Origin of the sequence: Mesorhizobium mediterraneum, from assembly GCF_002284565.1 — a bacterium.
Classification (GTDB): domain Bacteria; phylum Pseudomonadota; class Alphaproteobacteria; order Rhizobiales; family Rhizobiaceae; genus Mesorhizobium; species Mesorhizobium mediterraneum.
Genome location: NZ_NPKI01000017.1, coordinates 431,963 through 444,897, shown reverse-complemented (window position 1 = coordinate 444,897; position 12,935 = coordinate 431,963). Strand labels below are relative to the sequence as shown.

12 protein-coding genes are annotated in these 12,935 nt (G+C 62.5%); 7 read left to right on the top strand and 5 right to left on the bottom strand.

The features are described 5' to 3' along the window. Window positions 1-243 precede the first annotated feature (243 nt). The 5 genes from CIT25_RS16040 to erpA all read right to left on the bottom strand — a co-directional run bounded on the left by CIT25_RS16040 (window position 244) and on the right by erpA (window position 2,698). Window positions 244-537 carry a hypothetical protein gene (locus tag CIT25_RS16040; RefSeq protein ID WP_095485478.1) on the bottom strand — a complete coding sequence of 98 codons (294 nt, stop codon included), beginning with the start codon at window positions 535-537 and terminating at the stop codon, window positions 244-246. Window positions 538-636: 99 nt separating this feature from the next. Continuing rightward, on the bottom strand, window positions 637-1,431 hold the full coding sequence (gene xth / locus CIT25_RS16035; RefSeq protein WP_095485477.1) for an exodeoxyribonuclease III: 795 nt from the start codon (window positions 1,429-1,431) through the stop codon (window positions 637-639). Between the two features lie 7 nt (window positions 1,432-1,438). Beyond that, window positions 1,439-1,831 (bottom strand): VOC family protein, encoded by a 393-nt coding sequence (locus CIT25_RS16030; RefSeq protein WP_095485476.1) that lies wholly within the window; start codon window positions 1,829-1,831, stop codon window positions 1,439-1,441. A gap of 2 nt (window positions 1,832-1,833) precedes the next feature. After that, window positions 1,834-2,313: a hypothetical protein gene (locus tag CIT25_RS16025; RefSeq protein ID WP_128286363.1), complete on the bottom strand. Its 480-nt coding sequence runs from the start codon at window positions 2,311-2,313 to the stop codon at window positions 1,834-1,836. A 37-nt stretch (window positions 2,314-2,350) separates the two neighbouring features. Next, window positions 2,351-2,698, bottom strand: a complete 348-nt coding sequence (erpA, locus tag CIT25_RS16020) for an iron-sulfur cluster insertion protein ErpA (RefSeq protein WP_095485474.1) — start codon at window positions 2,696-2,698, stop codon at window positions 2,351-2,353. A 73-nt stretch (window positions 2,699-2,771) separates the two neighbouring features. Between erpA and CIT25_RS16015 the strand changes: the two genes are divergently transcribed. The 7 genes from CIT25_RS16015 (at window position 2,772) to CIT25_RS15985 (ending at window position 12,920) form a co-directional block, all read left to right on the top strand. Continuing rightward, complete coding sequence (locus tag CIT25_RS16015; RefSeq protein ID WP_095485473.1) at window positions 2,772-3,986, top strand: deoxyguanosinetriphosphate triphosphohydrolase; 1,215 nt, start codon at window positions 2,772-2,774, stop codon at window positions 3,984-3,986. 61 nt (window positions 3,987-4,047) lie between these two features. Further along, window positions 4,048-5,805, top strand: coding sequence for an arginine--tRNA ligase (gene argS / locus CIT25_RS16010; protein WP_095485472.1), 1,758 nt, complete (start codon window positions 4,048-4,050; stop codon window positions 5,803-5,805). A gap of 103 nt (window positions 5,806-5,908) precedes the next feature. After that, window positions 5,909-9,616: an SPOR domain-containing protein gene (locus tag CIT25_RS16005; RefSeq protein ID WP_095485471.1), complete on the top strand. Its 3,708-nt coding sequence runs from the start codon at window positions 5,909-5,911 to the stop codon at window positions 9,614-9,616. Window positions 9,617-9,796: 180 nt separating this feature from the next. Next, window positions 9,797-10,816 carry a beta-N-acetylhexosaminidase gene (gene nagZ, locus CIT25_RS16000; protein WP_095485470.1) on the top strand — a complete coding sequence of 340 codons (1,020 nt, stop codon included), beginning with the start codon at window positions 9,797-9,799 and terminating at the stop codon, window positions 10,814-10,816. Window positions 10,817-10,943: 127 nt separating this feature from the next. Next, window positions 10,944-11,744 carry a segregation and condensation protein A gene (locus CIT25_RS15995; RefSeq protein WP_095485469.1) on the top strand — a complete coding sequence of 267 codons (801 nt, stop codon included), beginning with the start codon at window positions 10,944-10,946 and terminating at the stop codon, window positions 11,742-11,744. Beyond that, entirely contained in the window at window positions 11,741-12,520 is a 780-nt protein-coding gene (gene scpB / locus CIT25_RS15990) for an SMC-Scp complex subunit ScpB (RefSeq protein ID WP_095485468.1), read from the top strand. Before CIT25_RS15995 ends, scpB begins: the two co-directional genes overlap by 4 nt. A 178-nt stretch (window positions 12,521-12,698) precedes the next feature. Continuing rightward, the gene (locus tag CIT25_RS15985) at window positions 12,699-12,920 is read left to right on the top strand and encodes a twin-arginine translocase TatA/TatE family subunit (protein WP_013895102.1); all 222 of its coding nucleotides are present in this window, start codon (window positions 12,699-12,701) and stop codon (window positions 12,918-12,920) included. The last annotated feature ends 15 nt before the right edge of the window (window positions 12,921-12,935 follow it).

The following is a 12,935-nucleotide window of genomic DNA, read 5'->3' as shown; positions in this document are numbered from 1 at the left end:
TCGCTGAGGACTGAACTGGAACTCTTTGAATTCAGTTTTCGAAGCTTTGCGCCGCCCCTCATCCGCCTGCCGGCAGCTTCTCCCCGTATAGTGACGGGGAGAAGGGCGCTTGCTGCAGCCTTGGCGCACTTTCTGCAACGCTGGTGATTGGCGAAATCAGTGATGACAGCGTCTTTCTCCCCGTCACTATACGGGGAGAAATGCCCGGCAGGGCAATGAGGGGCGGCGCCGGCCGCGTAAAAATCAGTTCTCGATGGGCTCCGCCGGCACCGGGCTTGGCGCCGGTGTCGAGATTGGCGTGGCGTGCGGACGCGGCGTCGCATTTTCCGGACAATCGTCCCGAATCTTTGTCCACGACGTGTTGTTGAGAACCATGTCGCAACGGGCGAGGTGGCTCTGGCCGGAAAGCGTCAGGCAGGCGACCTGGCCGATCTGGAATGATTTTCCGTTGGCCAGGCATTCCGCGTCGGCAAAAGCCGGGTTCGCCGCGAGGACGAGCGCCGCAGCACATGGGCAAAGCGCAAACCTGATCGTCATCCTGAATCCCAGCCGAACCCGAATTGCAGCGGAACCCCGGATTGTGGCGATATGACGGTCTATCGGCCGGGAATCCGGGCGATCCGAACCTCGAAATGATCAGATTGGCGCAAAAGCCAGCTCGACGGCCACCGGCACGTGGTCGGAGGGTTTTTCCCAGGCGCGCACGTGCTTTTCGATCGAGGCTGAGGAAAAGCGGTTGGCGGCTTCGGGCGAAAGCAGCAAGTGATCGATCCGGATGCCGTTGTTCTTCTGCCACGCGCCGGCCTGATAGTCCCAGAATGTGTAGGTGTCCGGCGCGTCGGTGACCGCGCGCACGGCTTCGGTGAAGCCGAGATTCTTCAGCCGCCGGAACGCCTGCCTCGTCTGCGGCTGGAACAGCGCATCGCCCAGCCAGTTCTCCGGGAATTTCGCGTCGATGAATTCGGGGATGACATTGTAGTCCCCGGCCAGCACCAGCGCCTCTTCGAGCGAGAGCCGTTCCTCGGCCCAGCGCTCCAGCCGCGCCATCCAGGACAGTTTGTAGGAGAACTTCTTCTCGTCATCGATTGGGTTGCCGTTCGGCAAATAGAGCGAGGCAACGCGCAACGCGCCCTTGTCGGTTGAGAACACGCCCTCGATGAAACGCGCCTGCTCGTCGGCATCGTCGCCAGGCAGGCCTCTGATAACCTCGTCGAAGCGCAGCTTCGACAGGATGGCGACACCGTTAAAGCCCTTTTGGCCATGAGTTTCGACGTTGTAGCCAAGCGCCTCGATCTCGGCGCGCGGAAACTGCTCGTCGACCGTCTTGATCTCCTGCAGGCAGGCGATATCGGGCGCGCTCTCCGTCAGCCAATGGGTCAGATTGCCGATGCGGGCCCGAACGCCGTTGATGTTCCAGGTGACGATTTTCATGGCGGCCTCATTGCTGTTCCGGCGGATGACGTTCGACGAGGCCGATCGTATTGCCTGCCGGGTCCTTTAGGAAGGCCATCCATTCGCTTTCCCCCGCCGGCCCGAACAGGCCTTCGGTATCGCGATAGACGAGCATCGGCGGCGCAGTGAAGGGGACACCGGCGGCTTTTGCCGAGGCGTGGAAATCGTCGAGGTCTGATATATCGAGATAGACGGTGCCGGCCGGCAGGCCATCGGTGAACAGCAGCCGCACGTCGCCGGCCATGATGAAGGCGATGCCGGGCGGATCGAAGCGCACGTGGACCGCCATGCCGAGCACGTCGTGCCAGAACGCCAGCGTTGCATCGAGATCGCGTCCGGCTGAAAGCGCGACCTGACGGACCGCGCCAACGCGGCGCATGTTCACTCACTCCCGAAAGATTGGAGCTCGGCATTTTCCGCGAGTATTTGCTCTATCATCCATCGCAGATGCGATGCCTGCTCGCGCGTTGCATTCTCATCCATCCAATCGCAGCCGTTGTAGAGGTCTCCAAGCCAGAGGGGAAAATCGTATTTGTCTTCAATCGGCGACACCATACGGCAGATCTGAAATGGTTCGATTTCGCCATCAAGGTAAGTCCGTATGCGTCGAAGAAACAGCTTACGTGCTATTTCCTTGGCCTCATCGGACTTATCGTTGAAATCGGGAAAACTTCGCGCGACCAGCGACCTCAAACGGCCATGAGCTTTCGCAAGCCTAACCGCGTTCCGCGGGTTGCATCGCGCGAGCTGCACGTAGGCAGCGTCTTCAGCGTAGCTCGGAGGCGCAGTGTGGCTGTTGGCCCAGCCAACGATATCGACATCGGAAATCGCTTCTATCTCGCGGGCGACAAGGACCGTCATCGGATCCTCATGGCCGACGAGGAGCGGCTTCATATCTTCAAATGCTGAAGCTGGTGCCGCAGCCGCACGAGGCGACCGCATTCGGGTTCCTGATCTGGAACGACTGGCCCATCAGATCGTCGACGAAATCGATCACCGAGCCGCCCATATAGACCAGCGAGAGGTCGTCGATCAGCACGGTGGCGCCGTCTTTCTCAATCGCGACGTCGTCATCGTTGCGGGTGTCGACCAGGTCGAACTTATAGGAAAAGCCGGAGCAGCCGCCGCCCTCGACCGAAACGCGCAGCGCCGTCTTGCCGGTTTCGCCAGATACAATCTTGGCGATCCGCCTGGCGGCAGAGTCGGTCATCTCGACTTTCATGGCAGTCTTGGCATCAGCGCCCATGGGCGTCACCTTGCTTTCGGTTTCACATGATAGGTATGAAGCGCGAGGGGGCAAGTCAACTGCGGTATCGGCGATGACCAACGAGTTGGGCGACATCGGGTTCGGCTATCGGCCGCGCGCAGCCTATGCCTGCGATCCGGCGAAGTCGCGCGGGAGGTTGTTCGACGAGGTGGAGAGCCCGACCCGCACGTCGTTCCAGCGCGACCGCGATCGCATCATCCATTCGACGGCCTTTCGCCGGCTGAAACACAAGACGCAGGTGTTCGTCGCGCATGAGGGCGACCATTACCGCACCCGGCTGACGCATTCGATCGAGGTGGCGCAGATCGCGCGCGCCTTGGCGCGGGCGCTGCGGGGCGATGAGGATCTGGCCGAGGCGGTGGCGCTGGTGCACGATTTCGGCCACACGCCCTTCGGCCACACCGGCGAGGACGCGCTGAACGAGAAGATGGCCGGATGGGGCGGCTTCGACCACAATGCACAATCGCTGCGCGTGGTGACGCGGCTGGAGAGCCGCTATGCCGAGTTCGACGGGCTGAACCTCACCTGGGAAACGCTGGAGGGGCTGGTCAAGCACAACGGACCGCTGACCGACGCCAGGGGAAAGGGCTTGAAGGGGCCGGTGCCGCAAGCGATCCGCGACTATTCGGAGTTGCACGACCTCGAGCTCGACCGCTTCGCCGGTATCGAGGCGCAGTGCGCGGCAATCGCCGACGACATCGCCTATAACACCCATGACATCGATGACGGCCTGAGATCAGGCCTCCTGACGCTGGACATGCTGGAAAAGATCTCTTTGCCTGGATCGATCCTCGAAGGCGTGCGCCAGCGCTATCCGGCGCTGGACGATGTGAGGACAGGGCACGAACTGATGCGACGGCAGATCACGATGATGGTCGAAGATGTCATCGTGTCGACAACCGCGAACCTTGCGCGCATCAAGCCGGAGAGCGCCGACGCGGTGAGGGCGGCAGGCGAGACGATGGTGACCTTTTCCGCCGAAATGGCCGCGTCGGAAAAGGAATTGAAGGCCTTTCTCTACAAGCATCTCTACCGGCACAGAGAGGTCATGCGCGTGCGCACCGAGGCTGAGCAGATCGTCAAGGACCTGTTCGAGGTCTATTTCGCCGATCCGCGCGCCATGCCCGATGGCTGGCGCGAAGGGCTCGACCGGGCCGACGATCGCATCAAGGCGCGCAGCGTTGCCGATTTCCTGGCGGGCATGACGGATACCTACGCTTTGAAAGAACACCGCCGTTTGTTTGACCATACGCCTGAATTGAGCTAGGGCGGGCTCGATTTTGCCGGCCAATGAGCCGGATCCCTGCAAAGCCGCCAGAGCCACACCAATGAACATCTTCGCCGATTTCAACGCGCGAATCACCAGAGCTGTCGAAGCGCTTGATTTGAAAGACAAGGACGGCGGTACGCTGGACCTATCGCGCATCGCCGTCGAGCCGCCGCGCGACGCCAGCCATGGCGACTTGGCGACCAATGCGGCAATGGTGCTGGCCAAGCCGACCGGCCAGTCGCCACGTGCTCTGGCTGAAAGGTTGGCGCAGGCGCTGCGCGCCGACACCGACATTGCCGCCGCCGAAATTGCCGGTCCGGGCTTCGTCAACCTCAGGCTGAAGGATGCGTTCTGGCAGGTGCATCTGACCGCGCTGCTCGGCGAAGGCCGCAACTACGGCCGCTCGACGGTTGGCGGCGGCAAGAAGGCCAATGTCGAATATGTCTCGGCCAACCCGACCGGACCGATGCATGTCGGCCATTGCCGCGGCGCCGTGGTTGGTGATGCGCTCGCCAATCTGATGGCTTTCGCCGGCTATGACGTGACCAAGGAATATGTCATCAACGACGCTGGTTCGCAGATCGACGTGCTTGGCCGCTCGGTCATGCTGCGCTACCGCGAGGCGCTTGGCGACGAAATCGGCGAGATTCCGGCCGGGCTTTATCCGGGCGATTATCTTGTACCGGTCGGCCAGGCTCTGGCAGGCGAATTTGGCCGCTCCTTGTTGCAGATGCCGGACGAGGAAGCGCTTGCCATCGTCAAGGACAGGACGATCGATGCGATGATGGCGATGATCCGTGAGGATCTGGCGCTGCTCAACGTGCATCACGACGTCTTTTTCTCGGAGCGCACGCTGCATGCGGACAACGCCCGGAAAATCCGCTCGGCGATCAACGACCTGACGCTCAAGGGCCATATCTACAAAGGCAAGCTGCCGCCGCCCAAGGGCGAGAAGCCGGACGATTGGGAGGATCGCGAGCAGACGCTGTTCCGCTCGACAGCAGTCGGCGACGACATGGACCGGGCGCTGGTCAAGTCCGACGGCACCTTCACCTATTTCGCCGCGGATGTCGCCTATTTGAAGGACAAGGTCGATCGCGGTTTCGTCGAGCTGATCTATGTGCTCGGCGCGGATCATGGCGGCTATGTGAAGCGCCTGGAAGCGCTCGCCCGGGCGATCGCCGGCGACGAGGTGAAACTTACCGTGCTGCTTTGCCAGCTGGTGAGGCTTTTTCGCGAAGGCGAGCCGGTGCGCATGTCGAAGCGGTCGGGCGAATTCGTGACGCTGCGCGAAGTGGTGGAGGAAGTCGGCCGCGATCCGATCCGCTTCATGATGCTCTACCGCAAGAACGATGCGCCGCTCGATTTCGACTTCGCCAAGGTGACCGAGCAGTCGAAGGACAATCCGGTGTTCTACGTGCAGTACGCCTCGGCGCGCTGCCATTCGGTGTTCCGGCAAGCGAGCGAGCAGTTGGGCGAGGCCAATTTCGACCGCAGTCGGCTGGCCGCCGCCACCGCCTTGCTGACCGACGAAGGCGAGATCGGCCTGATCAGGAAGCTTGCGGAATATCCGCGGCTGATCGAATCCGCGGCCCTTGCGCTGGAGCCGCACCGGCTGGCATTCTACCTCTATGATCTCGCCTCCAGCTTCCACGGACATTGGAACCGCGGCACCGAGAATCCCGACTTACGTTTTGTTAAGGTTAACGACCGACAATTGACGCATGCCAGACTAGGGCTGGTGCAGGCTGTTTCGGACGTTTTGACGTCCGGCCTGACGCTGATCGGAGCCGATGCGCCCACCGAAATGCGTTAGGTTTGACTAAAAAACCTGTCACCTTTTGCCCACATTGCGCTGGTAAGGGCCAACCCTACGCGACGTCCATGGCGTCCGAATGAGTGCGAGTTCGGGAACAATAATGGCAGACAGAACCCAGCTGAGAGCAGCCGCCCAAAACGATATCGCCGACGATGATCCGTTCGCGGAACTGACCAGGATCATGGGGTTCGACCCGCGCCAGCCGGTCAAGCCGAAGGCGGCTCCCGTCACCCAGCCGGTGGACGACGGCGATTTCGACATCGACCTCGAGAAGGAGTTGATGGGCGAATTCGGCGCCGACGATAATGACAGCGCCGCCGAGGTTCGCGAGCCGGTTTTCGATGCCACTGACGCGGTGGACGACGAGCTTGGGGACGACGAGCTTGGGGACGACGAGCTTGCCGCGTCGCTCGAACAGGATTTCCTGCTGGACGACGAAGCGGCGGATGAGGCTGCCCATGCCGTTGCTGCCGACGACATGCGTTCTGGTGTTGCCGAAGCATCCGCGCCGGCTGTTGAAGCTGCATTCGATGACGATTTCGACGATGCGCTCGCCAGTTCGCTCGAAGATGTGTCGCCATTCGAAGACGATTTGGCGATGGACGACAAGATTGGGGACGTCGAGCTCGGGGACGACGAGCTTACCGCCTCGCTCGAACCGGATTTCCTGCTCGACGACGATGCAACGGACGAGGCTGAACAGAATACTGCCGCCGTTTCCGCGCCGGTCGAAGCCGCCTTCGATGAAGAATTCGACAACGCTGTCGCAAGCTCGCTCGAAGACGAGCTGATGCTGGACGAGCACGTGCCGATGGAGCAGGCGGCCGTTGCCGAAGTCTCCACACCGGCCGCCGAACCCGCCTTCGACGATGAGTTCGATAATGCCGTCGCAAGCTCGCTCGAAGACGAGCTGACGCTCGACGAATATGTTCCGACGGAGCACGGCGCCGCTGCCGAACCCGCCGAAATCTCCGCGCCGGCCGCCGAGCCCGCCTTCGACCACGAATTCGACAATGCCGTCGCAAGCTCGCTCGAAGACGAGTTGATGCTCGACGAACATATGCCGTTAGAGCAGGCCGCTGTTGAAACTCCTGCTGCGCCTGTTCGAGCCGTTTCGGAAGAGTCCGAGGAGGACTTTGCCGGCCATTTCGACGACGCCATGGCCGATGTCGATATGGATTTCGACGTTCGCACGGATGAACCAGTCGAAATTGACGCGCCCGAAATTGACGAACCGGAGGCTATCGCCGCCAAGGACGAGCCGTCCGCCACGACCCTGGAAGACGCGTTCGACGCCGATTTCGATTTGAGTTTCGAGGACGCGCTTGCCGAGAAAGCCCAAGAGCCGGTTGCGCCGGCCTCCGGCGTTGCAGCCCAGCCGACGGCGCCAACCGCTATCGCTGATGAGCGGAGCCTTGAAGACGAGTTGAACGCGCTGTTGGGCACCATGAGCACACGGACTGCCCCCGTGGCGGCGTCCGCGGCCAACGAGCCCCCCGTGGTTCAGCAGCCTGTGGCCGCGGCTGAAAAGGTCGCCGACAAACCAACGGATACTGTCGACGAACTGGACTGGAGCCTTGACGAGCAAGACCTTTCGGAGCAGCCGGAGGATGGCGCGGTTCAGGCCGCCGATGCCGATCTCGACACCGTTCTCTTCGATGAGCTCGAGGGCCAGGATTTCGGCGCTGAAGATGCCGCCGGGCCGGCCGATGTCGATTTCGACGAGGATACATTGCATGCTGCCTTCGCCAAGGACATCGGTCTGGATCATGGCGACGACGATAACGTTGCGGCCGCCGCTCAACAGGAAGATCCGGATGATTCGCTCAACTGGATGGCGGCACGCTCCGCCGCGCCGGCGCCGGCGCGTTCGTGGAGCCGCGTAACGCCGGTCGCACAGTCGCAGCCTGCCTTTGCAGCCCAGCCGACGGCTTCGGCGAGGACCACGGAAGTGGCCTCGGTGAAGACCAAGGAAACGACACCGCCAATGGCTGCGGCCCCCTCCTATCAGGACGACCTGGCCTATCAGGATGAGCCGGCCGAAGACGATGCCGCCAATGCGGCATCTGCGCCAGCGCAAAGCGAACAGTCTTCGGCGTATGACGAGATGCCCGATGTCGAGACGGTCGATGTGCCCGAGCGCGTCGTGGCGCTGGCGGACGACCTCGATATTCCGGACCTCGACTTCAATGAAGACGAACCGGCGGCGCCTGCTTATGACGATCTCGACACCGAGTTCGCCAGCCTTCTCACGGAAATGAATGCCGTGGACGTCGCTGCCGCCCCGGCGCGCAGCGCGGCGTATGACGACGAATCCTACAATGCCGGATTCCAGTCAGGGGCTGGGTTCCAGTCAGGGGCCGGGTTCCAGTCAGGCTATGAGCCCGACCGCGTTGAAACGCGGACCTATGCGGCGAGACCCGCAGAAGCGCCCGTCAGTGCGGCTTATGCCGATGCCGCCAGCGGCTTCGATCTGGGCGACTTGCCAGCCGGCCGGCCGGCTCCGCAGGCCAACGACTTTGGCTTAGACGAACTCGACTACGATCCCGAGCTGGATGAGGCCATGTCGGTTCCAGGCCTGGAACAGGATACCGCGAGGCCCCGGCGCCGCGGCCTGCTGGTCGCCGCGGTTGTAGGCGCCGTGGCGATCGCCGGCGGTCTCGGCGCCTTCGCGCTGTCTTTCGGTGGCAACGGCGGCAACGACGCGCCGGTCATCGTCAAGGCGGACAACGCACCGATCAAGATCAGGCCTGAAAATCCGGGCGGCACCGTCGTGCCGAACCAGGAAAACAAGGTTTATGACGCCGTGGCCAAGGGTGGCGCGAAGCCTGCCGAACCGGTCCAGGAAAAACTGGTCACCAACGCCGAAGAGCCCGTGGACGTCACGGCCAAGGAGCCGCCGCAGAGCCGTGTGGTCGATCTTTCGCCCGACGACTTCGACGCGACTGAAGGCGTCGATGCGGCCGGCGGCACGCAAGCGGCCGGCGGCACGCAAGCGGCCGGCGGCACGCAAGCGGCCGGCGGCACGCAAGCGGCCGGAAATGCCGACGTCGCCGCCGCGCCGACGCCCAAGTCCGAGGATCGTATTGCCCAGGTTCTGCAAGAGGCTGACAAAGGCATAGACCCCGATGTCGTCGCCGTCGCGCCGCGCAAGGTGAGAACCATGGTCGTCAAATCAGATGGCTCACTGGTTGCGCGGGAGGATCCGGCGCCTGCGGTGGCGCAGGTGGCTGCCGTCGACCCTGTCGATCCGGCGCCGCAGCATGTGGCCCCGGCGGGTCAGGCCGGCGAAGCGGAGCAGACCGGCACGGTCCCGCCTGTTGCCGACCAGGCAAGTGGTAACTTACTGGGTGGCGACCAGACCGAAACCGCCAGGCCGGAAACAGCCGAGCCGGCAGCCGCGCCCAAGTCTGAGGCCGATGCCCAAACCAGCCAGCCTGCCAATACGCCGGCCACGGTTCCGGTGGCGCCGCAACGTCCGTCCGACCAGCCTGTCGACGTCGTCGGCGAGGTCAAGCCGGACCAGGTTGCGTCCATCAATCCGGCGGCGGCCTCGACCGGCGGTGGCTCGTGGTCGATGCAGATCGCCTCGCAGCCGACTGTCGAAAGCGCCCAGTCCAGCTATGCGGACCTGCAGCGCCGCTACGGCAGCGTGCTGGCCGGTCGCACCGCCAACATCGTCAAGGCCGAGATCGCCGGCAAGGGAACGTTCTATCGCGTCCGGGTGCCGGCGCAGTCGCGCAACGATGCGATCAACCTGTGCACCAGCTACAAGGCTGCCGGCGGCAACTGCTTCGTGTCGCGCTAGCCGTTTCAAATCTCCCGCCCTTGGGCGGAAAAAACCGGCGCGGTCACAGACCGCGCCGGTTTTTTATGTGGCCGGTTTTTTTATGTGGAAGGGAGATCTTTGTGGGGAAGGGATTCTGGCTCAACCGCATGTGGCTCGATGCGATTCCCTTTGTTCGCGTGAAGCTCTAAACTCCTGTCCATGACCGAATCAAAATCCATGATCCTCGGCTGCGCCGGGAAATCGCTCACACGCGACGAAATCAAATTCTATCGCAATGAATGCCCGTGGGGATTCATCTTGTTTGCGCGCAACATCGGCGAGACCGAGCAGATCCGCGATCTGGTCGCCGCAATGCGCGACTGTATCGAGCGCCCGGATGCCCTGGTGTTCATCGATCAGGAAGGCGGCCGGGTGCAGCGCCTGCGACCGCCGCTGGCGCCGAACTATCCCGCCGGTGGTGCGCTCGGCGCCTTGTGGCGCAACGACCACGACGCCGGCAACCGCGCCGCCTGGCTGATGGCGCGGCTGCATGCCTTCGATCTCTCGCGCTATGGCATCACAGCCGATTGCCTGCCGGTGCTCGACGTGCCGATCGAGGGCGCCAGCGACGTCATCGGCGCGCGCGCCTATGGCAAGGAGCCTCGTGCCGTCATCGAACTGGGTCGCGCCGCGGCTGAAGGGTTGATGTCGGGCGGCGTGCTGCCGGTCATGAAGCATATTCCGGGGCATGGACGGGCCTTTGCCGACACGCATTTCGAACTGCCGACCGTCGATGCCTCGATGAGCGACTTGCAGCGGCATGATTTCGCCCCGTTCAGGGAGCTCAATCATTTGCCGATGGCGATGACGGCGCATGTCGTCTACAGCGCGATCGACCCGAAGAACCCGGCCACGACGTCCGGCAAGGTCATCGATGAGATCATCCGCGGCGAAATCGGCTTCGACGGGCTGTTGATGAGCGACGACACCTCGATGAAGGCACTTTCTGGGGATTTCCCGACAAAGGCGGCCGCGATCCTTGCGGCGGGCTGCGATCTGGTCCTTCACTGCAACGGCGTTTTCGAGGAGATGGCCGGCATTGCCTCGCGCACAACGGGGCTTGAAGGCAAGTCGCTGCAACGCGCGCAACGGGCGCTGACCTATATCAAGAATCGCGATCGGGCTGATGAAGCCGAGATACGCGCCGAATTCGCCACCTATTTCGATGCGGTGGCCTAGACCATGATCCCGAAAAGTGGGAGCCGGTTTTTCGGAACAGATCATGGTCAAACAAGAAGATAGAAGCAAAAGAAAGCGACAGTAGGTGGCGGAAACATTGGACAGTAAGGCCGGTAAGGCCGCACCGATGGACCGTCTGTGGGCCGAGAACGACGATTCGCGGCTGACCGGCGATCCTGCGCTGGTCGTTGACGTCGACGGGTTTGAAGGCCCGCTCGATCTTCTGCTGCATCTTGCCCGCAACCAGAAGGTCGATCTGTCGCGCATCTCGATCCTGGCGCTGGCTGAGCAATATCTGGCCTTCGTCGAGAAGGTGAGGGCGCTCAGGCTGGAGCTTGCCGCCGACTATCTGGTGATGGCGGCGTGGCTGGCGTTTCTCAAGTCGAAGCTTTTGATCCCCAAACAACCTGGAGACGACGGCGAAAGCGGCGAGGAGCTGGCAGCGGTGCTGCAATTCCGGTTGAAGCGGCTGGAAGCGATGCGCGACGCGGCGGCACGCCTGGTTAACCGCAACCGGCTCGGACGCGACGTGTTCGCCCGCGGCATGCCGGAAATGGTCATCGTCGAGAAACGCAACGCCTATTCGGCCTCGCTCTACGATCTGCTGACCGCCTATGCGCAGCAGCGCCAGAAACAGGCGATCACCAATGTGACCATCGCCAGGCGCGGTGTGTGGTCGCTCAAGGACGCGCGCGATATCCTGAACAGGCTGATCGGCACGTTTGCCGACTGGACGGCGCTGGACAGTTTCCTGGTCGAATATCTGACCGGCCCGGATGAGCGGCGTACCGCGATTGCCAGCTCGTTTGCGGCCACGCTGGAACTGGTGCGCGAAGGCAAAATGGAAATGCGGCAAGACGAGGTGTTCGCGCCGCTTTATCTGCGCGGCCGTGCGCAAGGCATCAGGGCAGTCGAGGTGGCATCATGAGTGAACGCGCCAACGCTTCGGTCATTCCGTTCAAGGTCGACGACGAGACCGAAGACGGCATGCTCGGCGAGACTCCGGCAGAAAATCAGGCGCAGAACTTTTCCCAGAATCCTGGCGAGCGGCTGCATATGGCGGAAGCCGTGCGCATGGCCGAGGCGATCGTTTTCGCCAGCGCCGAGCCGGTCAGCGAAAAGCAGCTTGCCGCGCGCCTGCCCGATGGCATCAACATTGCCGCGGCGATGGCCGAACTGCAGCAGATTTATGCGCGGCGCGGCGTCAATCTGGTGCGCGTCTCCGATGCCTGGGCGTTCCGCACCGCCGGCGACCTCGCTTTCCTGATGAGCCGCGACACAGTGCAGCAGAGGAAGCTTTCCCGCGCGGCGCTCGAAGTGCTGGCGATCATCGCCTATCACCAGCCGGTGACGCGAGCCGAGATCGAGGACATCAGAGGCGTCGAGACCTCGAAGGGCACGCTGGACACGCTGATGGAGACCGAATGGGTGAAGATGCGCGGTCGGCGCCGCACGCCCGGCCGTCCCGTCACCTACGGCACCACCGACATTTTCCTCGACCATTTCGCATTGGAGGAGATCCGCGATCTTCCCGGCATGGAGGAATTGAAGGGCGCCGGGCTGCTTTCGGGCCGCATGCCGTCGAATTTCTCCATTCCGCTGCCGCCGGCCGATCCGGATGCGCTGACCGACGACGAGGATCCGCTGACCGACATCGATCTTGAGGAACTCGGCCTGTTGACGCCGCGTGTCGAGGATGATTGACCGCAAACGACGCGCCGAAAGCCGTTGGTTTTCGGGGCTGCGCCGATTGGTAGCGGGCTACGGCGCCGAAAGTGCGTGACTTCGGCCACTCATTTATAAACTCTGTCGCGGTTGTGTTTGAATCCCGACGCGAAAGCGCATAGATCATCGTCAGAGAAAACATTCGAGAGAGATTGTTATGGGTTCATTTTCGATTTGGCACTGGATGATCGTGCTGGTGATCGTGCTGCTGGTGTTCGGCCGCGGCAAGATACCTGAGCTGATGGGTGACATGGCCAAGGGCATCAAGAGCTTCAAGAAGGGCATGGCCGACGACGATGTTGCCGAGGACAAGCGCACCGTCGAACATCGTGCCGACGAAACCGTTTCGGCAGTGAAGGAAAAGGCCAGCAAGAGCTGAGCCCAAAACTTTAGT